The 24,326-nt window shown below is 62.5% G+C and carries 5 protein-coding genes; 1 reads left to right on the plus strand and 4 read right to left on the minus strand.

Annotated features, from left to right (window positions below; translation table 11 throughout):
* Positions 1 to 9,532 (minus strand): non-ribosomal peptide synthetase (locus VOI22_RS13695; protein ID WP_323797025.1); only part of this gene is annotated, 9,532 nt, incomplete at its 3' end.
* A complete protein-coding gene (locus tag VOI22_RS13700) occupies positions 9,529 to 19,554 on the minus strand; it encodes an SDR family NAD(P)-dependent oxidoreductase (protein ID WP_323797026.1) in 10,026 nt (3,341 codons plus the stop codon). The genes VOI22_RS13700 and VOI22_RS13695, both read right to left, overlap by 4 nt.
* Positions 19,555 to 19,994: 440 nt before the next feature.
* On the opposite strand from VOI22_RS13700, the gene VOI22_RS13705 reads away from it, so the two are divergent.
* On the plus strand, positions 19,995 to 20,741 hold the full coding sequence (locus VOI22_RS13705) for a 4'-phosphopantetheinyl transferase family protein (protein WP_323797027.1): 747 nt from the start codon (positions 19,995 to 19,997) through the stop codon (positions 20,739 to 20,741).
* Positions 20,742 to 21,655: 914 nt separating this feature from the next.
* On the opposite strand, the gene VOI22_RS13710 is transcribed toward VOI22_RS13705, so the two are convergent.
* Complete coding sequence (locus tag VOI22_RS13710) at positions 21,656 to 22,810, minus strand: YcjF family protein (RefSeq protein ID WP_323797028.1); 1,155 nt, start codon at positions 22,808 to 22,810, stop codon at positions 21,656 to 21,658.
* Between the two features lie 254 nt (positions 22,811 to 23,064).
* Positions 23,065 to 24,228, minus strand: coding sequence for a prohibitin family protein (locus VOI22_RS13715; RefSeq protein ID WP_323797029.1), 1,164 nt, complete (start codon positions 24,226 to 24,228; stop codon positions 23,065 to 23,067).
* Positions 24,229 to 24,326: the final 98 nt, after the last annotated feature.

Below are 24,326 nucleotides of genomic sequence, written 5' to 3' on the forward strand. Positions count from 1 at the left end.
CACGGATCCGGGAGAGCAGCTGTGTCGCCAGCAGGGAATGCCCGCCGAGATCGAAGAAGTTATCCCCTCGGCCGACAATGCCAGTCTTGAGCACGTCCGCCCAGAGGCCCGCGAGCAGCTCCTCGCCCGGCGTCACGGGCGCACCCGAACCAGCCCGCTCAACCACCTCCGGCACGGGCAGCGCCTTGCGGTCGAGCTTGCCTGTGACCGTCAGAGGCAAGGCGTCGAGAACGGTCACCTCGGACGGCACCATGTAGCTCGGGAGCTGTTCCCGGCACCATGCAAGGGCAGTTCCCGAGTTTGCCGTTCCGGTTAGATAGGCAACCAGTCTCGGTTCGGCCGTTGTTCCTTCCGGCGTGTAGAGTATGGCTGCCGCTTCGCGAATATCAGGGTGGCTGCGGAGAACCGCTTCGATCTCTCCGAGTTCGATGCGGAAGCCGCGCAGCTTGATCTGGCCGTCGCGGCGTCCGACCATTTCCAGGCTGCCGTCCGGCAGACGGCGGGCCATGTCCCCACTGCGGTATCGGATAGCGCCGGGTCGTGCCGGGTCCACTTCGAATGCGGCGGACTCCTGCTGCCAATAGCCGAGCGCGACATGCGGGCTGCAGATCGCGATTTCACCGAACAGGTCCGCCGGTGCGCCGGTCTCGTCGAGGAGTTCGATGCCCATGCCGTCGACCGGATAACCGACAGGCACCGAATGGCGGTGCAGATCGGTTTCATGATCGGCGAAGAATTGCAGAGTCACGGTCGACTCAGTCGGACCGAGGCCGTTGACGAAGAGGGTGCCGGGCTCGAACCGTTGCCTGAAGGTTTCGAAATCCGCCCGGCTGACGGCCTCTCCCCCCATGACCACGAGCCGGATTGACGGCAGGCGGGTCTCCAGATCGGCAGCGAAGGCGCGGAAGACACTCGGCGTCGAATGCCAGATGGTGACGCCCTCCTGCTCCAGCCAGGGCGCGGAATCAGCAATGGACTGGTTGCGCGCGTCGAAGAGGCAGAGCGTGGCGCCGTTGAGAAGGGCGCCGTAAAAATCCATCACCGCAGCGTCGAAAGCGTAGGAGGCGACCTGGAGCAGCCGGTCGTCGGAGGTGAGCCGCAGATTTTCGGTATAACGCCGGATGAAGTGGAGCACGTTGCGATGGTTCTGCACCACGCCCTTCGGTCGTCCGGTCGAGCCGGAGGTGTAGAGTAGATAAGCGACACTGTCGGGGGAGAGGTCGGGAAGTTCGGTTGCGGGAATCTGGTCCAGCCGGTCGAGCGAAATCAAGGTGCAGCCCGCTCCCGCGAGTGTTGCGGCGCGCTCTTCGTGCTCGGCTGTGCAGAGGATGATCTCGGCGCCGACATCTTCGAGGATCGTCTGCAGTCTTTGCTGCGGTTGCGACGGATCGAGTGGGACATAGGTCCGTCCGGCTTGCAGCACGCCGAGCATGCTGATCGCCATACTGGTGTCGTGCGGCAGCAGCAGGGCTACCCGCTTGCACTCTGGATGCTCCAGCAGTGCGGCGGCGAGGCGCCGGCTTTCCAGATCCAGCGCGCCATATGTGAGCGATTGCGTCGGCGTCTGGACCGCGATGCGATCACGGTGCCGGGCCACCTGTTCGGCGAAGCGGTTTGGAATTGAGCGTTCGATCGACCCGAAACGGACGGGTGCTCCCGTCGGTTCCGGCATCTCGCGCCGCGCCGTAGGTTCGTCGCGATAGAGCAATACTTCCGTCAGGGGCTCGTCCGGCTCTGCCGTTATTGCGCGCAAGAGAGTGAGGAAACAGTCGCCGAGGAAGGCGGCCGTCTCATGCTCGAACAAGGCCGCATTATATTGTAGCTCTCCGTCGAGCGAGCCGTCCGGCTGTTCTGTGAAACTCAGGTTCAGATCGAACTTGGCCAGGAAATCGTCTGCCTGACCGGTCTGCTCCACCTTCAGGCCGTCCAGCGTGATCTGCTCGCGCCGTGTGTTGACCAGATTGATCATCACCTGGAACAGAGGATTGTGGCTGAGGGAGCGGGCCGGTCGGAGCTGCTCGACAAGATATTCGAAAGGCACATCCTGGTGGGCATAGGCGGCGAAAGTCGCCTGCCGGATTTCTGACAGGAAGTCCCGGAAACTCCCGCTATTGGGCACTTCCGTGCGCATGACGAGGGTGTTGAGGAACAGCCCCACAATGTCTTCGAGCCTGCTGTCCCCCCGGTTGGCTACGGGAACGCCGACACTGATATCGCGCTCTCCGCTGAAGCGGAACAGCAGCAGGTCGTAGGCTGCCAGCAGGACCATGAAGAGGGTGGCGTCATTCCCGCGCGCGAGTGCTCGCAGCGCTCCGCCGAGCTCGCCGTCGATATGCAGAGGCACGGCGCCGCCATCGCGGATCTGGACAGCGGGGCGGGGATGATCGGTCGGGAGATTGAGCAGCTCCGGCGCCCCGGTGAGGTGATCGCGCCAGAAGGTCATTTCGCGTTCCAGCGTCTCGTCGCGGAGCCACTGGTTCTGCCATCTGGCATAGCCGGAATAGTTCAGCGCAGGCGCGGGCGGGATTGCTTCCGATCCCATGCGGAAGGCCGTGTAGAGACGGGCAAGATCGCCGATCAGAAGGTCGATGGACCAGCCGTCGCTGATGATGTGGTGCATGTTGAAGAGCAGGCGGTGCCGCTCCGGAGCCAGGGTGATCAGCTTGAGCCGGAACAAAGGTCCGCTGGCGAGATCGAACGGCGCGCCGGAATGTTCATCGGCGAGGCGCAGGGCTTCGGTTTCCGCGTCTACCTCCAGACGATCGCTCAGGTCCAGTTCCGTCAGTGGGTCGTAGGCATCGAGGTAACGCGCGACCGGGCGGCCGGCCTCGAACGAGAAGCAGAGCCTCAGGCTGTCATGCCGGGTGACGAGCGCCGCCAGGGCCCGGCGGAGGGCGACGCGGTCCAGATCGCCCCGGAGTTCGAGTGCGGCAGGCATGCTGTAGGCGGTACTCGGCCCTTCGAGTTGATCGAGGAACATCAGGCGCTGTTGCGCGAAGGAGGGCTCCGGATGCTCTCCGTCGGGGAGAGGCGTGATATCGGGCCGTGTCAGGTTTCGGCTCGCCTCGATCAGGGAAGCAAGCCCGGAAAGGGTTGGTTTCTCGAACAGCTCGCGCAAGGACAGCTCGATCCCGAATGTGTCCGTGACGCGGGCGAGCAGCTGGACTGCCAGTAGGGAATGGCCGCCGATGGAAAAGAAGTTCGCCTCGCGGTCGATTGCATCGAGGCCGAGAAGCCCGGCCCAGATTTCGGATAGCACGGATTCGGTCTGTCCGCGCGGCGGCCTGGCGCCGCGCGGTGCCACTGTCAGGCTCGCCAGCGTGCGGCGGTCGAGCTTGCCGTTTGGCGTGACCGGCAGACCGTCGAGACGGATCAGCCGGGATGGAACCATATAGGCTGGCAGGCGCAGTTCCAGGGCCGGACGCAACTCCTCCGGGTCCAGTTCTGCATCGGCTGCCAGATATCCGACCAATTGCTCCTGCGCGCCGGTTTGCGAGACGACGACCGCAGCGTCCTTCACGCGCGGATCTGCGCGCAATGCGGTCTCGATCTCTTCCAGCTCGACCCGGAAACCGCGCAGCTTGATCTGCTGATCGCGGCGGCCGAGATAGTCGAGCGTTCCATCGGCGCGCCAGCAGGCGAGATCGCCGGTCGCGTAGTAGCGTCCGGTGCGGCCGTCGACTTTCATGTCGATGAATTTGGCCTCGGTGAGATCCGGCTGTCCGAGATAGCCGGCGCCGACGCCGATCCCGCCGATGAAAAGCTCGCCCGGCAAGCCCTCCGGCACTGGCGCACCGTTCGGATCGAGGAGAAGGACCCGGACATTGTTAATTGGACGGCCGAGTGGGACTCCTGCCGCGTCCGAGGTTGGGTCAAGTGGACCCGCCACCGCGACATCGGTACATTCCGTCGGGCCATAACTGTTCAGCACCGTCGCCAGGCAGGTCGGAGCAGCCAGCCAGTCGCGCAGCTGGTCCGTCTGGATCGGTTCACCGCCGAGTATGACGTGGCGGAGAGAAGCGAGCGGGACGTAATCGTCCCCTTCCACCAGAGGGTAGAAGGCACTTGGTGTACAGTTGATCCAGGTGATCGCGTCTTCCGCGATGGTGTTGCGAAGGGTCGCCGGGTCATAGCCGATGCCGGGTTCGGGGAAGTGAAGAGCGGCACCGGCGACCAACGGCGCAAACAGGTTTTTCTGTGTCAGGTCGAAACCAAGCGCGCTGACCAGCAGGCCGCGATCACCCTCGCCCAGATCCAGCGCTGTGCAATACCATTGCACCAGGTTGGCGAAGCCCCTGTGGTAGACCCCGGCGCCTTTGGGCGCGCCGGTGGAGCCTGACGTGTAGATGACATAGAGCAGATCGTCCGGTCCGGGACGGGTGGCCGGATTGTCGATGCTCTCTTCCGCGAGCACTGCGGCGATTGCGTCCAACCGGCAGATTTCAGCCGCAGATGGCAGCCGGTCCGCCAGATCGCCCTTGCTCAGAACCAGTCGGGCCTTCGAGCCGGAAAGCATGGCGTCCAGCCGGTCGACCGGATAGGCCGGATCGAGCGGCAGATATGCGGCGCCTGCTTTCACGATGCCAAGCAGTGCGACCACCGCCTCCGGACCGGGCTCGAGGCAAAGCGCGACGATATCTCCGCGCCCGATGCCCTGCTGGCTGAGATAGTGCGCGAGCTGGTTGGCGCTCGCATTGACCTCTGCGTAATCGAGGCTCTCCCGCCGGTCGACCAAGGCCGGCGCGTTCGGCTGGAGGGCGGCCCGTTCCTCTATGGCGTCGACCAGGGTTTTCGCGTCGAGATCCACCTCCGGGCCGTCACGCCAGCAGGCGATGTCGTGGTGCTCCTGTTTGGTGAGCAACTCTATGCCGGCGAGAGTTTCCTCGGGATTGACCAGCGCGCTTTGCAGAAGTTGCTCGAAATGGCCGGTCATCCGTTGGATGCGGGCCTCGTCGAAAATGTCGGCGTTATATTCCCAGCACGTGACGAAGCCGTCGTCACTCGGCTCGACATAGAGCGTCAGGTCGAATTTCGACACCGTGACCGGTGGCGCCAGAAGACAGGTTTCAACGCCATCTAGAACCAGGTGTTCCAGCGGCGCGTTCTGCATCGCGAACATCACTTGGAAAAGCGGGCTGTGCATCAGGCTCCGCTCCGGCTGCAGATGGTCAACCAGCAGCTCGAAGGGCAGGTCTTGGTTGGCGTAGGCACGAAGACAGCGGCGCCGGGTCTCGGCAACGAGTGCGGCAAAATCAGATGCGTCGTCGTCGCGCCAGCGGAGCGCGAGGGTATTGACGAACATGCCCGCCAGATCTTCGCATTCGCGCAGGCGACGGTTGGCGACCGGGGAGCCGATCAGGAGATCATGCTGTCCGCTATAGCGCGACAGGAGGAGGCCGAAGGCGGAGATCAGGGTCATGAAATCCGTCGCGCCGTGGGCTCGGTTGAAGCCCCGTATCTTTTCGGTGAGACCGGCGTCCAGAGTGCGTGTAAGGAGGCCGCCGCGATAGCTGCGCGTCTTCGGATGAGGGCGGTCGGACGGCAGCTCAATCAGGGTCGGCGCGCCGTCGAGCTCAGCGGTCCAATGGTCGAGCTGGCGCGTCAGCGGCTCACCTTGCAGCCACTCGTTTTGCCAGCTGGCAAAATCACCGTATGTGATGGCCAGACTCGTCAGATCGGCGGTCTTGCCCTGTGTTTCCGCTCGGTAGAGAGCGGAGATATCGCGCACGAGGATGTCGATGGTCCAACCATCGCTGACGATGTGATGAATGTTGAAGAGCAGCCAGTGAGTCTGATCGTCAAAACGCAGCAGATGCAGACGGAAGAGCGGGCCTTCGGAAAGGTCGAAGGGCTGGGAGCCATGGCTGAGGGCCAGGCGCTGGGCCTCGGCCTCACGTTCGCTGGCAGATAGCGACGTCAGATCCGTGACGCGCAGCGGATCATAGGGCGCGATCACCTCCGCCACGGGGTCTCCCTTGGAGGAGGGGAAACGGTTTCTGAGGCCGGTGTGCCGTGCGACCAGCGCCCGGGCTGCAGCGCCAAGTGCGCTCGCGTCGAGTGAGCCGCGCAACTCCAGCGTTGCCGGCATGTTGTAGGTGGCACTCGGACCCTCAAGCTGTTCCAGAAACCACAGCCGGCGCTGGGCGAAGGAGAGGGGCGCGGTGCTGGCATCCGGCGCGTGTGTGATGGGCGGCAGGCGTTCGCCGTCCCGGAGCTGTTCGATCCGTTCCGCCAGTCCGGCGATTGTCGGCGCCTCGAACAAGGCGCTGAGAGGCAGGTCCACGTCGAAACTGTCGCGCAGACGGGTGACGAGACGCATGGCGATCAGGGAATGGCCGCCCAGTTCGAAGAAGTTGGCGGTTATCCCGACCCGGTCATGGCCGAGCAGATCGGACCAGATTTCAGCCAGAAGTGCCTCGGCTTCGTTGCGTGGGGCGATGAATGCCTCATCCGCTTCAACCGACGGCTTGGGGAGCGCGCGGCGATTGAGTTTGCCGCTGGAGGTTTTCGGAAGTTCCGGAAGCAGGGTCAGGCTGCCGGGAACCATTGGTGCCGACAGGTTCGCGCACAGATGATCCATGAGATCTGCTTGCAGCGAGTTGGAGGCGGTTGTCCCGTCAGATGGGGCTACATAGGCGGCGAGGCGCCTGGAAGCGGCGGTGCCCGTCAGGATGACGGCGGCCTCGCCGACAGCGGGGTGTCTGCTCAAAACGGCCTCAATCTCGCCGAGCTCGACGCGGACGCCACGCAGTTTGACTTGATCATCGCGGCGTCCGAGATAGTCGATCAGCCCGTCCGCGCGCCACCGGGCGAAGTCCCCGGTCCGGTAAATTCGTCCATGTTCCGGATGGTCCACGAAACGTTCGGAGGTGAGGTCCGGACGTTTCAGATAGCCGTTGGCGAGGCACGGACCGGCGATGCAAAGCTCGCCCGGAACGCCGACCGGAACCGGCTGGCCGGTCTTGTCCAGAAGATGGATCGCGACATTGCCGACCGGCTGTCCAATCGGCGGCAGATCGTCCCATTCCGCCACCTCTTCAGGCAGGCAATAGGCGGTCGCGACATGGCTTTCGGTCGGGCCGTAATGGTTATGCAGGCGGCAGGTGCTGCGCTGGAAGACCGCCCTAATTGCGGGCGTGATCCGCAATTGTTCGCCCGCGGTCACGATGTCTTGGAGGCACGCGGGAAGCGCTTTTTCTCCGGCACTCTCCGCCAGGTGCTGCAGCGCGACGAAGGGCATAAAGGCACGCTCGACATTCCGGGTGTCAATCCAGTCGAGCAGGGCGCGGCCATCGCGGCGGCGAGTCTCGTCGATCAGCACCAGCGTTCCGCCGGAACACCAGGTCGAAGCGATTTCCTGAAACGCGACATCGAAGGTCAGCGGCGTGTATTGAAGGGTGCGTGCCGGGCTCTCCAAACCGGTCTGTGTCAATTGCCAGCCAGTGAGATTGACGAGCGCCCGGTGCGGCATGGCGACAGCTTTCGGCCGGCCTGTGGAGCCCGAGGTGAACAACACATAAACCAGATCTTCAGGACCTGCGGGGCAGACGGGCGCTTCCGCGTTGCCGGTGGTCAAGATCGGGTCGTCCGGGGTGAGAGTGACGACGGGTGCGGCATCGTCCGGCATCTTTTCCTTGCCTGCCGGATCGGTAAGGAGAAGTGCCGCCTCGCTTTCCCGAAGAAGAAAGCCGATACGCTCTGCTGGATCTTCCGGATCGACGGGCAGGCAAGCACCGCCAGCCCGCAATACGCCGAGGACAGCGACCAATTGTTCAGCGGAACGCGGCAGGGCGATCGCCACCACGCTGTTCGCGCCAACACCGCGTTCCTGGAGATGACGCGCCAGCCTGCAGGCCCGGGCGTCGAGTTCTGCATAACTCAATCGCGTGTCGCCGGTGTCGACGGCGACGGCATCCGGACATGCGGCGACCTTTGCGGCGATCAGCTCGACCAGGTTTGCAGCCGGCGGCACCGGACAGTCAGTCCTGTTCCAGTCCCGGATCCGGGCGGCTTCCGTCTCCGAGAGCAAGGGGAGGTTCTGAAGTGACTGCTCCGGCTGATCCAGTAGCGCTTCCAACAGCCGCTCGAAATGGCCTTGCATGCGGGCGATTGTGTCGGCTTCGAAGAGGGCGCTGGCATATTCCCAGGTCAGGCGGAAACCCTCCGTCCGGTCGAGGGCGGTCAGCGTCAGGTCGAATACCGCGCCGCGTTGGCCGCCGATCAGCAACTCGCTGAAAAGGCCCTGTTCAAGGAGCGGCGTTCCGGTTTCGCGCTCGTAGACAAAGGCGACCTGAAACAGAGGGGAGCGGCTGGGGTCGCGCTCTGGCTGCAGCCGTTCGACCAGAAGCGGGAATGGATAGGATTGATGCTCCAGCGCACCGAGAACGGTTTCGCGCAGCCCCGCGAGATAGTCCGGCCCGGTCAGATCGTCGGTCACCTCAAGGCGCAGGGTCACCGGATTGACGAAATATCCAACAAGATCCTTCAGTTCCGGCTGGGTACGCCCGAGCATTGGTGAGCCGATCAGGATTTCGCGCTGACCGCTATACCGGCGGAGCAAGAGACCGAATATCCCGAGCAGGAGGACGTAGGGTGTTACCTGAAGACGCCGGGCCGCCTCACTGATTTTCTCGCTGAGCACCGGGTTCAGATCCTGGATCCGGGTGGCCCCTGCATAGTTCTGCCGGGGCGGACGTGGTGCGTCCGTCGGAAGATCGAGCACGGGAAGCTCGCCGCCCAGCTTGTCCAGCCAATAGGCTTCGTCGCGCTTTCCCGATGGGGCGGCGAGGGCCGCCCGCGATCGTTCGGCATAGTCGCGGCTCGTCCAGGGCAGGGGCGGCAGTGTTGCCGGCTCATCCCCGCACTCCGCACGATAAAGGCTGGAAAGCTCAGCCATGAGGATTTCGAGGGAACGGAAATCGACTGTGATGTGATGGGCCACGAAGGCGAGAACCGGCGTCGGCAGCGTGCCGTTGCTCACACCGGTGAACAAGTGCCAGCGGACGGGTGGGCTCACTTCGAGATCGAACGGAATATCGGCGAATTCCGAAATCGCAGCTTCGACCTCTGCCGGGCTCCAGCCGGTGACGTCCGTGACCTCGATATCGACGGGCGCGGGCGGCGTTATGTTGCGGAAGGGCTTGCCTCCGGCGGAGGCAAACCGGCTGCGGAGTCCGTCATGCCGTTCCGTCAGCTTGTCGATCGCTGTTTGAAGTGCCCCTATGTCGAGATCGCGCCTCATCCTGGCAGCGAACAGGGTGTTGTAGGCGATGCTCCGCCGGTCGAGCTCGTAGAGGAACCAGAGCGCCTCCTGGCCGATTGAAAGCTGTTCCGCTCCGGGGCGCGAATCTTCCGGAAACGCGTCCGATGCGCGGCCCAGATAGTCGATCAGGTCGGACTTCCGGTCGCGGATTTCGGTCAGCACTTCGTCGTCGAGGGCTTCGCTCGGGCCGTGATAACGGATCTGACCTTCGGTCACGGAAAGCTCGACCCGGCGCTCTGCCAGGCTTTTTACAAATTCTGCAATTGTCATATCTGACCTGCGATCCACGTGTTGTCTGATTCATGGGGGGCGGCTCCGGCCGGGAGATTCCGCGCAAGGCGCTCGGCCAGATCGTTCAGGCTGTGGCTGCCGAGAAGGTCCGGCAGGCCGATTGTCAAACCGAGCTCCCGCTCAATGAGGGTACGGATTTCTATGGCGAGCAGGGAATCGAGCCCGAGCATCGGCAGCGGTGTGTCGGTGGCGAGCCGGTCCGGCGGAATGCGCAGAACTTCGCTCATGGTGGCCGCAAGCCAGTCGCGGGGTGACTGATCCGGCTCTTTGCGATTTTGCGAGACCTCGCGAGTGACGGAGGTCGGTTCCGGTGAGGCTTGTGGCGTCGCCCTGTCGGTGAGAACCGGGTCGAACAAGCCCGTGGGCCTTTGACTGCGATAGAGCTCCGCGAAACGCGCCCAGTCTGCGGTAACGAGTGCTGTGCAGGTCTCCGCCGGGTTCAAAAGCTCTGGGAGTCGTTCTAGGAGGCGGTCCGCCGGGAATGGTTCAAGACCCATCCGGTGCAATTCGCGACCAGTCTCTTCGTTCACCATGCCGGTGTCCGATAGGGGGCCGAGATCGAGGCTCGCGCCGCAAAGACCCCGGGCACGGCGGAAGGCTGCCAACCCGTCGAGGAATGTGTTCGCTGCTGCGTAAGAGGCTTGTTTTTGTCCACCCCAGAGCCCCGCGATCGATCCGCAGCTGAGGAAAAAATCCAGTTTCTCTCCGGCTGTTGCAGTGTGGAGCGCCCAGGCACCACCGGCCTTCCCGGTGATCACGGCGGCACAATCTGGCCAGGTCAGGTCGGCAAGGTTTCGAGCCTCTCCGATGCCGGCGGCATGGATCACGCCCCGGAGAGGCGGGCCGTTCTGCCCCCACTCCGCGATCAGCGCGGCCAGGGATTCCGCATCGGAGACATCGAGTGCGGCCGTTTCCACGGTGGCGCCCAGATCCTGAAGTGCCGTTACATGCTCGCGCGCGACCGCTGATTGTGCGCCTTGGCGCCCTGTCAGCAGGATGCGCCCCGCTCCCTGCTGCGCCAGCCAAAGGCCGATGGCACGGCCAAGGCTGCCGAAACCACCGGTGATGAGATAACTCGCATCGGCCCGGATGGAGACTGTGTGCTGTGGGACCGGTTCTGCAGAGCGGAGCCGCGGTACGAGGAACTGTCCGTCCCGCAGGGCTGCTTCGTTTTCGCCTTCCTTGCTGGTTAGTGCATCCGCTATCCGGGATGCCGTCCGAGGCAAGTCGTCCGAGAGTGGGAGGTCGATCAACCCGCCCCAGATGTGCGGCGCTTCCAGCGCAATGCTACGGCCAAAGCCCCAGATCTGCGCATGGGCCAGACCTTCGAGCCGGTCTTCCGGACATGCGTCGACCGCGTCGCGTGTCAGCAGCCAGAGCCGGGGCGGATCAGGGAGCTCCAGCAAGGCGCGCGTCAGCGGCGGCAGGCTTGCGAGACCGCCGCCCGTCTCATCGATGAGGCTTTTGGATGTCAGGCCGTCGGTGCCCGAGCCGTCGAGGCTCCAGAGATGGACAATGCCCTCAAGCGGTCCCAACTCCCCCAGCAGAGCGCGCGCGGCGGCCTCGTCTCCCGGAACGAGGTTGCGGCGATGTCCGTTGAGGGGCGCTTTGAAGATCAACGTACAGCGCATATCGTCACCGCCGCGTGCTTCAAGCTCATTTGCCAACGCCTGCCCCATGCCGCTCTCGTCAGCCAGGATCAGCCAGTTGCCACGCGGAGGAGCGGACTCTTCCGTGGCTGGCGCGACGAGTTCCCAATTCACCTTGTAGGTAGCGGGCGATGCGCTAAGCCGCTCGTTTTCGGCCTCGACCCAGTAGCGTTGCCGCTCGAAGGGGTGGCCCGGTAGATCGGTGCGGCGCAGCGGTAATCCGGCATAAAGCGCTGACCAGTCCGGGTTCTCGCCGTCGGCGTAGCGTCCTGCCAGGATGCGCCAGGCAACGGGACCGGCATGACCGGCAGAGATTTTCTCCGCTGTGGAGCGTTGCCGTGTGACTGCGCCGTCACGCGCAATAGCGCCTTCGTCGCTTCGGCCTTCCAGCCAGTTTTCCAGCGCTGCGATCAGCGCAGGTTTATCGCTGCCGAGAAGGGCGAGGCGGTGGGGGAAATGGTCGCGTCCGCAAGCTGCCGTGAAACAAAGATCGGCAAGCGGCGCCGGGCTTACCTTCAGCGTTTCCAGAACGCTCTGCGCAAGCTGGCGGAGTGCCGGGCGGTTTTTCGCCGAGAGGGGCAGCAGGTATTGGCTGAACTCCGGAATTTGGCGTGAAGCGGGTTCTGGCGCCTGCTCGACAACCAGATGAGCATTGGTGCCGCCGAAGCCGAAAGAACTTACGCCCGCCCGCCGCACTGCACCCGATGTTGGCCAGGGCTCGGTGCCTTCAGGCAGGCGCAGCCCGACACGCGCCCAATCGATATTGGGATTGCGGTTGGCGCTATGCAGGCTGGGCGGAATTGCACCATTGGCGAGGGACAGCACGATTTTCTGCAATCCAGCCACTCCGGCGGCGGATTCCAGATGGCCGATATTCGATTTAACAGACCCGATGGTCAGCGGGCGGTCCCGGTCTTTCGCGCCAAACACGGCATCCAGCGCCCCGGCCTCGATCGGGTCACCGAGGGCGGTCCCGGTGCCGTGCGCTTCGACATAGTCGATCTGCTCCGGCATGAGGCCGGCTTGGTCTAGGGCCCGGCGGATGACCCGCTCCTGCGCCGGTCCGTTCGGAACCGTCAGGCCGCTCGTGCGGCCGTCCTGGTTGACGGCGGAGCCCCGGATTACGGCCATGATCCGGTCACCGTCGCGCACTGCATCCGATAGGCGTTTCAACACCACCAGGCCACAGCCTTCGGAGCGGACAAAACCGTCGGCCTCGGCGGCGAATGCCTTGCAGTGCCCGTCAGGCGCCAGCATCCGGGCGCGTGAATGGTTGATGCTGACGGTCGGGTCGAGCAGCAGGTTGACGCCGCCGCCGATTGCCAGATCCGTCTCCCCGCTCCGGAGGCTCATGCAGGCTTGGTGAAGCGCGACCAGCGAGGAGGAGCAGGCGGTATCGATGGCCAGGCTGGGCCCTTCCAGGCCGAGGAAGAAGGACAGCCGGTTGGCCGCTACACTGAGTGCGTTACCGGTGCCGAGATAGGCGTCGATCTGGTTGGGCGCACGGTTCAGGCGATGCAGGTAATCGTTCGTGCTGATGCCGACGAAAACGCCGGTCTGGCTGCCTTCGAGGCTGCTCGGCGGAATGCCCGCGCGTTCCAGTGTTTCCCAGCAAACCTCCAGCAAGAGACGCTGCTGCGGGTCGAGATGCGTCGCCTCGCGCGGTGAGATCCCGAAGAACCCCGGATCGAAAAGATCGATGTTGTCGATGAAGCCGCCATGGCGCGTCTGGATTGTTCCGGGCGTTTCGGGATCGGCGCTGTAATACCGATCAACGTTCCAGCGGTTCCCCGGAATTTCCGTGATTGCGTCGACGCCGTCCTCGAGAAGTGTCCAGAACGTTTCTGGATTATTGACTCCGCCCGGTATGCGGCACCCAAGAGAAAGGATGGCGATCCCGTCCCCGGTATCCGCGTCAGTGTTTTTGGCCGTGGCCGCGACGGTCCGGTCCGCACTGTCGAGCCCGGCGCGTTCCAGCAAGTGCTGCGCTAACCGTTTCGGGGTCGGGTAATCGAACGCGAGGGTTGCCGGAAGGACGCCGCCGAGACCGGTCTGCAGACGATTGCGCAACTCGATTGCATTCATCGAGTCGAGGCCCTGATCGAAGAACCCGCGATCGGCGTCCGGTGCCTCCGTTCCGGTATGGGCAACCTCGCCGGTCTGCTCGAGGATGTAGGCCGTGAGACGGTCCAGTCGTTCTTCGGGCGCCAGCATGCGCAATTGCGTCGTCAGACGGCTGTCCGAGGCAGTGTTTGCGGGGTGCGGTTCACCCGATTGAAGTGGGGAGCCATCAAGCAGAGGATGGGCGAGACGGGCACCGTTTCGTCTGGGCAATATCGCCACATGGGGCAGGTCGAGCGCGGTCGCTCGATCCATCGCTTCAAGGCCCTGAGCCGTCTCGATTGGAGCAAGCCCGTGGCGCGCCAGTCTGTCGGCCAGAGCCGCGTCACGGGAGGCGTCAGCCCAGGCACTCCAGCAGATACTCTGAGCTGGAAGCCCGCGACAGCGGCGATAAAGCGCGAGAGCATCCAGCATACTGTTCGCGGCTCCGTAGGCGGTCTGACCCGGATTGCCGAGCAACCCGCTCGCGGAGGAAATCAGCATGAAATGCCGGATCGGGTGATTGGCCGCGAGGCGGTGGAGTGCCCAGCCGCCCAGCACCTTCGGCGCCATCACGGCGAGCACACGCTCGGCGGATTGCTGATGCAGGACTCCATCGTCCAGGATGCCCGCTGCATGGAGGATCCCAGTCAAAGGAGGCCAGTGTGCTGGCAGAGTATCGACGAATGCCGAGAGTGCCGGCGCATCGGTGACATCGATGGCGCCGATCTGAATTTCGATGCCTCGTGTGCGCCACTCTTCAATTCGCTTTGCAGTGTCTCCTTTTGGTGTGCTTCTGGAGATAAGCGCTAGATGCCGTACCCCTCGCTCTACCAGTCGTTCGGCCATGTGTTGCCCGAGACGGCCGAGGCCGCCGGTTACCAGCCATGTTCCGTCTCGCTCAGGCGCTTTCACCGGTCGCGGTAGTGGCTCAGCCTCAAGCGTGAGCTCGAACCGGACGGGGGCGGCCTTTTCCTGGCGCCAGAGAATCTCGTTCCCCCGCTGGGTGCTGCTGATTTCGGCAAAAAGCTGAGACGCGGCTTCGCGCGGGGATCCGTCCACATCGATCAGGCTGAGGTCCCAGTCTGGATGCTCGTGCCGCAGGCTCCGTCCGAGTCCCCAGACGAAGGACTGCAGTAGTCCGTTGCCCGCCTTCGGAAGCGCTGTGTCAGCCATGGCGAAAGCCTGACGGCTGACCAGATAGAGTTTGAGCGGACGGTCAGCCTGCGCCGCCAGATTTTGTGCCAGCCCGGTAAGCCGAATGGTGAGAGCGGAAATAACGCCGGAGACTTCTGCATCGGTCATGCGGTCGGGCGCGTTCAGATCCAGCGACCAGAGACACATGATGTTCAAGGGGCCTGCTCCATCGGGAAGGCTATCCGGAGCCGGGCCGGCGATAACGGTAACGCTGTCACCGGCCTTTTTGAGCGTTTTCGCCAGAGCTTTCGCGGTTCCGCTCTTGTCGGCCAAAAGCAGCCACTCGGAGGTATCGTGATCTTCGCGTGGCGCGGCGGAAACCTGTTTCCAGCGCGGCACGAAGCCCCATTCCTCTACCGGAACTGCTGTGATTGTTCCTGCGTGATGCGGCTCGGCGAGCCTGGAAGCCAAGGCTGTGCGCACGGGCGCAGCGGCATCGCCATGTTCCGGTCGTGGCGGCAGTGGAAAGCTTTGATTGCGAAACGGGTATGACGGGAGCGTCGGAGTCACCTGCCCGGAAGAGCTGCCATGGAAGGCCGCCCAGTCCGGCGTGATGCCGGCGGTATAGAGCGATGAGAGGCTTTCCGTGATTGAGGACCAATCCTCCGCACCATTGCGCAGGCTCGGCAGCCAAAGCGCGTCAGGAGCGTCGACACATTGCGCGCCGAGCGCGGTCAGCAGGGGCTTGGGGCCGATTTCGAGAAAGACGCGGTGATCTGCCGCCAGGCTTCCCATACCATCGGCAAAGCGCACTGCGCCGCGCAGATGGCGCGTCCAGTAATCCTCATCGGGAGCCGCCTCCATAACCTTGCCGTCGAGATTGCTGACCAGCGGGATCGCGGGCGCTTCGAAATCGAAACGGGAAGCGGCCTCGCGGAACTGCTCCATGATCGGATCGATCAGCGGAGAATGAAAGGCATGGGAGACCGGGAGAAACCGGCTGTGAAGGCCCGTGCTCTCCAGTTTCTCCTGAACCCGCGCCAGGGTTTTGCGCCGCCCTGAGAGCACGGTATTGTGGGGTCCGTTGACGGCGGCGACCGAGATATCGTCGGCATGCAGCGCGGCGAATTCAGCGAGCTGTGCTTCTTCCGCCATTACGGCCAGCATGGCGCCGTCGAGTGGCAATCCCTGAATGAGCCGGGCGCGTTCCGCTATCAGCTGCAGCCCTGCCTCCAGATCGAAGACACCCGCGATGCAGGCGGCTACATATTCGCCGACGCTGTGGCCCAAAAGAGCCGTCGGCCGGATGCCCCAGTCGCGCCAGAGTTCGGCCAGCGCATATTCGAGCGCGAAGAGGGCGGGCTGGGTATAGGCAGTCTGCTCCAGCAGATCCTCGTCCTTGCCGAACATGACCGATAGCAGGGAACGGTCCAGCATGTTTGCGAGCACCTGATCGCAGCGATCCAGGGTCGCGCGAAAGCCTGCATGGCGCCCGTAGAGGGATCGTCCCATATCGAGAGACTGGGAGCCCTGCCCGGTGAAGAGGAAGGCAACGGACGGCGGGTTGACCGGCATCCGGTGAAGATCGCCCTCACCGGCGGCGATCGCTTCCAGCCGTTCGGCGAAATCGCGGGGCGAGTTGCCAATGACCGCGAGCCGATGATCGAGATGGGGGCGGTGCATGGCTGCGGCACGGCAGAGTTGTTCCGCTTCGATCGCCGGGACCTCTTCGCGGCACAGGGCCGCGTATCGGCCGGCGAGGTCGCGCAGCGCGTGTGGATCGCGGGCGGAGAGCGTCAGAAGATACGGCGGCGGCGCGGCCTGTTCCAGCTCCGGTCGTGCCCGATCCGGGGCCTGCTCCAGAACCACATTCGCGTTGGTGCCACCGAAGCCGAAAGAGCTGACTGCCGCTCGCGCACTCTCCGGCAGGCCTGTCGAAACGCGCGGTATCTCCAGTGCGGAATCATCCAGATTTATCAGTGGATTGACCGTATCGAGGTTCGGTTGCGCCGGGACTTCGCCATGGCGGAGACAGAGCACGCTTTTGATTAGTCCGGCGATTCCGGCCGCAGCTTCCAGATGGCCAATATTGGCCTTGGCGGAGCCGAGCAGGCATGGCCGTTCGCTTGGTCGCGCCTGATCGAGAACCGACTGCAGGGCGCCGACTTCGATGGGGTCTCCGAGCCGGGTTCCGGTACCGTGAGTTTCAACGAAATCGATGTCGGCGGCTTCCAGCCCGGAGGATTTGAGCGCGTCCCGGATCACGCTTTGCTGGGCCAGCGGATTGGGAGCGGTGAGCCCGTTGCTGCGACCGTCCTGGTTGACCGCCGAGCCGCGGATCACGGCCAGTACGCGGTCGCCGTCGCGCTCGGCGGCGGCGAGTGGCTTGAGGACCACCATGCCGCAGCCCTCGCCGCGCACATAACCGTCCGCATTGAAAGCGAAGGTTCGGCTTCTCCAGTTCGGGGAGAGCATGCCCGCACGCTCGAGAGCTAGCTGGAGATGCGGGCCGCCGATGATGTTGACGCCGCCTGCAAGTGCGACGTCGCATTCCCCGCCGCGGAGGCTCTGGCATGCCTGGTGTACGGCGACGAGCGAGGAGGAACAGGCCGTGTCGATCGCCATGCTCGGCCCGCGCAGATCGAGGTGGTAGGAAAGCCGGTTGGCCGCCATGCTGAAGGCGATGCCGGTGCTGCTGTAGGCGTTCATCAATCCCTCGGCGTCACTCCGGCTGAACTGATCGAAGGCGAAATCCGCCGAGGAAATTCCAACGAACACGCCGGCCCGCGTGCCTTCCAGTCGATCCGCCGGTAATCCGGCATGTTCCAGAGAATGCCAGGCCACTTCGAGCAGGATGCGCTGCTGCGGGTCCATGCTTCGGGCTTCGCTCTCTGAAAGACCGAAGAAGGACGCATCGAAGCTTTCAATACCCTCGAGAAACCCGGCCTCCACGCCGGGAAGGCGCGGGTCCGTCCGAACGGCGCAGGTTCCGTTGCTAAGGAGATCCCAATAGGCATTGGCATTGGGAGCGCCGGGCAGACGACAGGCAAGGCCGATGATCGCGATAGCGGATGCTTTTTCCGATGTCGGACTGGCGGTGGAGTCGGCCGGGGCGTGCACCGGTTTCGCTTCAGCGCCGCTCAGCCGGTCGGATAGCGCCTCGATTGTCGGATGTTGCCAGAGCAGGGTTGGGTCAAGTGTCGCGCTGCCGAGATGGTTTTCCAATGCCGCAACAAGGGCGACGGCAGAGCGGGAGTCGAGGCCGAGTTCCGCGAATGGAGCCTGCTGGTCGATCGTCTCGGGTGCAACTGACAGCATCCCACCGAGCTCTCGGCTCAGCCAGTCCCGAAGCTCGGGGCCAGTCGGACGATCAGTCCGAGCGCTGGACGCTTGCTCCCGGCTCCAACGGGCAACGCACTTGAGCTCATTGTCGAGGGAAGCCTGCCTGCAGGCGCGGCGCTGAACTTTGCCGCTGGAGGTTTTGCGGATCTGCCCGCGCTCAAGGATCAGAATTTCAGCGGTCGCCAGACCATGGCTCCGGGCCACCGCCTGACGGATTATGCCGAATGCCTCCTCCCAGTCCTTCGTGCGCTTTCCCGCCTCGGCGAGAATGATTAGGCGTTCCTCGGCATCCCGTTCCACAGAGAATGCCGCGCAATGCTCTCGCCGGAGATCGGGGCAGGCGTCCAGAACGGTCCATTCGATATCCTGGGGGTAGTGGTTTACACCCGCGACAACGATGAGATCTTTCAGGCGCCCGGTGATGTGGAGTTCGCCATCTTTGAGGAAGCCGAGATCGCCTGTCCGCAGGAACGGGCCGGCGTCGGGGCTGTCGGTCAGGCAGGCCCGGAATGTCGCCTTGGTTTCCTCGGGACGCTGCCAGTAGCCGAGCCCCACGCTGGGACTTGAGATCCAGAGCTCACCAACCGTATCGGGCGGGCATGTTCGCCCGGTCGCGGGATCGACGATCCGCAGGTCGGTCCCGGGCCGGGGTACGCCACAGCTCACAACCGTGCGTGTCGTGCTCTTGGGTTCTGCGTCATCGGCCGGAACCACGCGGTTCTGTTCCAGGGCCTGGGCGCTCAGGCGCGATGCATGTGGGCTTCGGTCGTGGGCGCGGGCGGTGACAAAAAGTGTCGCCTCTGCCATTCCGTAGGCCGGATAGAATGTCTCGGCCCGGAAGGCCTGCGGCACGAAAGCCTCGGTGAAACGGCGCAGGGTCTCTGCGCGAACCGGCTCAGCACCATTGCCGGCGACCCGCCAGCGTGACAGGTCGAGCGTCTCGCGTTGCTCCACGGTTATGCGTTCCAGGCAGAGTTCGTAGGCGAAATTGGGGGCATGGGTATGGGTGCCGCCGAACCGGTCCATCGCCTCCAGCCAGCGGATAGGGCGCTTCAGCAGCGTGAGCGGCGAGAGAACGTAGCAATCTGCGCCGCTGAACATGGGCTGCAGCAAACCTTCAACCAGACCGTAATCGTGGAAATAGGGCATCCAGGTCACACAGACACTGTCCGCGTCGCACGCGAAGCCCTGCTGCAAGTAGGCCAGATTGGCGAGCACATTCCCGTGCGAAAGCATGACGCCGCGCGGTGCGGAGGTGGAGCCGGATGTGTATTGCAGATAGGCGATGCTTTCTGGCGTGATGTCGGGCCGTTCAAAATCCGGTACGTCGGCCGGTTCCAGCACGTCTGTCGCGATCCAGTGCACCTGCGGCATGGTCTCGCTCAGCCGGGCCTCGAGATCCTGCTGCAGACCTGCGGTCGTCAGAATGACTTCGGCTTCCGCGTCCGCGACGATGCCTTGAAGGCGAGGCAGGGAATGCTTCAGCCGAACGCCGTCCGGCGGCGGCACCGGAACCGCGACGATGCCGGCATTCAGGCACCCGAAAAAGGCGGGAAGGACATCGAGTCCCGGCGGATAGAGCAGCAGCGCCCGGCTGCCTTCAGCCACATGCTGCCTCAGCCGGTTGGCGACTGCTTGAGCATGGTTGCGAAGCGGGGCGTACCCGGTGGTTGCCGTGACATCCCGGCCATCCTTCAGGAAATGATATTTCCCGGTCGATGATTCCGCGCGCTGGTCGAGCAGGTCGATCAGGGTTTCGGGGGCTGATGTCACAATTTCGCTCCAACTTCAGGCGTACGATAAGTCTCCCGGAGGAGGCCGAAAATGCCGGCTCCTAAGAAGCCGGAGGCGATGGGGTGCCAAGGGGTTTGCATGGTGTTTCTGGTTTCTTATTATGCAACCATGTCGAGTATATGCATAATATTTTACTCAGCGCAAGCAGGCTTCTTTTTCAAAAAATCTCAGTGGAAATCCCTTCTTTACGTCCCGTTAATGCGCTGTTTATCCCGGCGTTGGAAATTTATTTGATTACTAATAATTGTGAATTCGTGTGCGGATTTGTGATCGCAAAAAGCACCCTAAGATAGTAGAGTAAGTATATATTCAATTCTGGATCGTGGAACGCGGCGTCGAGAGGCGCCTGCCGGTCGATCCGAGAGTGGAGCTGTTCGGTGTGGCGGGATGAGGTTGTGATCTGGGTATCGAGGCCTGACATGGTTGTCGGGGGACATCTCTCGGCATTCGGCCAGGTTCTCAATGATGAAGAGCGCGCCAAAGCCAGGCGCTTCCATTTTCCGGAGGACCGGCGGAGTTATGTTTGCGCGCATGCACTGACCAGATGCGCCCTCGAGGCTGCATCCGGGACCCCTGCGCAGGACTTTACCTTCCGAATTGGGCGCTACGGCAAACCGGAAATCGATGATGAGCCTGAGCAGGGCCGGTTGCGCTTTAACCTCTCGCATTCACGCGGGCTGGTTTGCTGTGCGGTCACCCGGGAGCGGGATGTTGGCGTCGATGTCGAGCGGGTTACCCGAGATGCCGATATCGATGGCCTGGCGCGCCAGGTTTTTGCGGCGGATGAGTTGGCTTTTCTCCGGCAGCTGGAAGACAGCGCGCGCCGCGATGCGTTCTTCGCAATCTGGACGGCGAAGGAGGCCTATACGAAAGCTGTCGGGCGGGGGCTTTCTATTCCGCTCGATGGTATTTCCGTTTGCCTCGATCCCCCGTCTCTCGTGATTGGACCGTCGCTGCTCGGTGATCCGGAAGCAGGCGAGGGGGAGGATTGGCAGGTCCGGCTGTCGCAGCCAATACCGGGATATACGCTGGCCGTGGCCGTTCGCGCCGGTCCCTCAGGCAGGGTGCTCTTCAGGTTCCTCGAGGTCAGCCCAGATGCGCTTGCCGCGCTGTGCTGCGAGCCGAAGGGATTGCACGGCGCACTCATTGAGCCTGTTCTTACGTAGATTTTGTCGATCGTTCAGGGAGATTTAGCGGATGCGAGTGGAATTGACGCGCCGATTGCCCGTGGCCTGCGGGTTGGCCTTTTTCCTGGTGTGTTTTGATCCGGGCTCCGCTCGGTCCGGATGCGATCGTGACGGAATGCGTCATGCCGATGGTTCGGCGATATCTATGAGCGGTGCTGAGGCCGGGTGTGCAACCGAAAAAAATGCACCGGGCCGGCGGGAGACGGCGAGCGCTTTCGATTCCTGGATTAGAGTTTCGAGTGCCAAGTACGGTTCTGCAGATCAATGGTGTTCCGGGCTGGGGTGGGTGGCGCGTATTTGCAACGGCCGGGACTCTTGTACTGTCACGCTCCCCGATGTCGGAACCGAATGGTCGAATGGCGGAGAACACGCGCTTTTGCGCCGGGAATTGATTTGTGGCCCACTCAGCAAGGTTCGCAGGCTTTTGTATATCGGTTGGTATTGCAGCGATGGGGCGACGGCGTTGGATCAGCCCGAAGTCGTGGTCGGGGATGGCGGTCGCGCCACGCTTTCTTGCGCCCGACGCTGAGGTGAATTTGAGATTTTAGGGGGGGGTCAGTTCGAGGTGCGTCGTGTGCTGGTGATGACGAGGAACAGCAAGGTGAAAAACGGCGAGACGATATAAGACAGAATGAAAAACCCCCAGAAGCCCAGAAGCCGGTCGCGTCCATAGAGGCCGACCAATGCGCAGCTAATGAAGTAGATTATGATAAGTGTCGCGAATGTAAGTTGCGGCGGCCAAAGGTATTCCACGTCCCGCTCTCTCTCGATGACTTAACCAAAAAACGAGTGCGCATATCCTCGGGGGCATGCGCCCATCTAGACGGCTCAGGTGTTTCGCCCTGGCGCGCCCGTGGTTTTGAAGGTCACGGGCGCGCCGGGCTCGAGGCCGGTTATGCGGCTTGCTGTGCGGTAGCGGCTTCAGCCTTTTCCTTGGTCGCAAGGTCATTCATGACCTTTTTGACCTTTGCCGTGGTTTCTTCAATGCTCACCGAGTCGAGGTCCTTGTTCTGCTCGAAGATGTCGGTGAAGACGGTGCCGATGGCGTAGGTCACCATCCATGAATATGTCGGCATCGCGACAAAGCCGAGCAGCTGCCCGAAGAGCGGTATGGAGCGGATCAGCCCGATGGTGCCCGCCTTCAGGGTCGTCGGGATGATGGCGCCCAGAACAGCGGAGAGCAAGGTCCGCCCGAGGTTGCCGGAGAATGGCACCTTATAAAGTTGGGCCAGTCGGCTCAGCATCATGAGCTGAACGGTAGCAAGTCCAGCAATGTCGACGACGACAAAGGGGATCACGCCGACGCCAGCTCCGATCGCGCTGTAGGTGGCGACGATCCGGTTCGCCTTGAGCCGGTCTTGCTGGAGTAATTGGGTCTTGGCCAGTTCATATTTGACGAGGTGCCCTTCATCCGGCTGCCCTGCGTTTGCGGTTTGGGTGGCGTTGTCTGGATTGGGTTGTCCGGTTTGCGCGTTTTTGGCGGCGCCGCCTGTGTCGGTTTGTGCGGTCATTGCGGAAGTTTCCTTTCTAATGTCTCGGTCATTGCTCGGAATGCGCTGTTCGCGGTTATCCGACTTTGCCGCCGAGACGCCGGTCACGGCGGCTCCGACCTGCCCATTGGGCTGGCCGGATTTCTCTGTTTTGGTTTCCAGTGCCTTTTTCAGCCCGTCCACTTGTGCCTGTGACTGGCGCAGGGAGCTTTCGAGCTGCTTTAGTTCCTTGTCTCGATCGGCTGATTCCTTCTTCAGCTTCTCTTTGGTTCTGTTTGCGCTTTCGACCTTTCTCTGAAGTGCTTTTGTTTCCCGATCTCGCGCGGCCTGAGACTCTTTCAGCGCAGCGGTTTCTGTCTCTGCGGTCTGGCGATGCGCGTTCGCCGCGTCGATCGCCTTCTTTGCATTCTGCCTTTCGCGTTCAGCCGTCTTGGCTTCCCTCTTCAGTCGGGCAATTTCCCGTTTGAGGTCTTGAGTGTCGTTGGGATCTTCGGGCACTTCGGAAGCCTCAAAAATTGATGAAGGAGCCAAATTCACTGGAATGACTTTCGACTCCATTTTTTGCGGGAGACAGCGTCATTTAATTCATCTTATAGGAGAATATCATATTATTGATTGAGTAAAAACATATTTATCGAGTGTAGGGTTTCCCGTGCATGTTTCCGGGTGCCCGTAGCCGATATATTAAAAAAATAAATATAATTAATATGTTGTGTTGCTTATGGTCTGGTGTGGGGTAGGGGTTGTTCCTGCTGTCGCTGAAAATTGGATGCGACTTTTAATTGAGCGATTGATTTCGTTCGGTGGTTTTTTCAGCGGCATTGGTTCCCGCAGGGGGGGCGTGCCGTCTTGATCGGGGAGGTGCCTGTGCTTGTGTCCTTGGTGTCGATGCGGCCGGGGTCGAGATCCGCCGTGGAGCTATTGGGAAAGATAGCGTCCGCTCTTTCAGCATCCTGTTTTAGCTTCGAAGCGGTGGCGTCCAATTGCGCGCCAAACCGTGCCTGAAGTTCGGTGCCTGAGTGCGTCCCCGGGACGGGCGCACCGGCATTGCCCGAGCTGCTGTCGATCGGGCCGAGAATGAGCGGTAATCCGTCCTTGCCCGAGCCGATGAGGACGATCTTGCTGTTGTTCGATTGCGCCAGCTGCAAGGTCGCGTCGATCCCTTTCCATCGCAGATAGGCGTCAGTAATTCCGTCGCTCACGATCCTCTGAAAGGATTGGATGCCGCGGGCCTCGATAGCTTTGCGCTCGCTCTCTTTGCGCTCACGATCCAGGCGGAAATTGTATTCCAGATTGACGTGGAATTGCTCTTCCTTCCGCTCGATGGCTTTCTCGACCAGGAGTGGCAGGGTCACGCTGCGGAAGGATATATCGTGCAATTTAATGATTGGATCCGGTGCGTCGGGCAAGGGCGGCAGCTTGAGGGCAGTGCGCTCTTTCTCTTCGGTCGCAATCACATCCTGCGTCACCCGCACCAACTGTTCCATTGCGACCGCAAGGATCGCTTCCTCCACGTCGCCGCGGTTCGTGGAGTAAAGCTGGACGGGTGAGTACTTTGCCGACTCCGCCCGGGCGATGGCTCCAATCTTCGGGATCAACACTGTATTCAGATAATTCGGTCCCAGATACTTGTGCAGCAACCCAATCCGTTTGCGGGAGATTCGGTAGCGGAAAGTGATGTTGGCGCCGATGGCCAGCCCGTTGGCGGAAATGATGTCATAATCCTCGCTGACCCTCTGCATGCGCGCGTCGTACGAGATAATCTTGTTCCAGGGCAGGATCAGCCGGTTGCCTTCGCGGAAGAAATGGTTGGTCACGGTCCCGTCGTTGAACCGTTTCCAAAGGACGCCGACATAGCCGGCTGGAATGGTGGTGACCATATTTGGGGTGAAGTAGACAAAGATGAACGCGGCGATCATGAAGGCGATGGTCACGCTTGGCAGGCTGCGCATCATGACGTCTCTCAGGGCTTTCATGCTCCAGATTCCCTTGTGTTCCCCTCAGCGCAGATGGCGGCTTTATTTTCGGAGGCGCGGAATCTTCCGCGGCCGTTCGCGCGTGCCTGTTCTCCAAT

Origin of the sequence: Nisaea sp., from assembly GCF_034670185.1 — a bacterium.
GTDB lineage: Bacteria > Pseudomonadota > Alphaproteobacteria > Thalassobaculales > Thalassobaculaceae > Nisaea.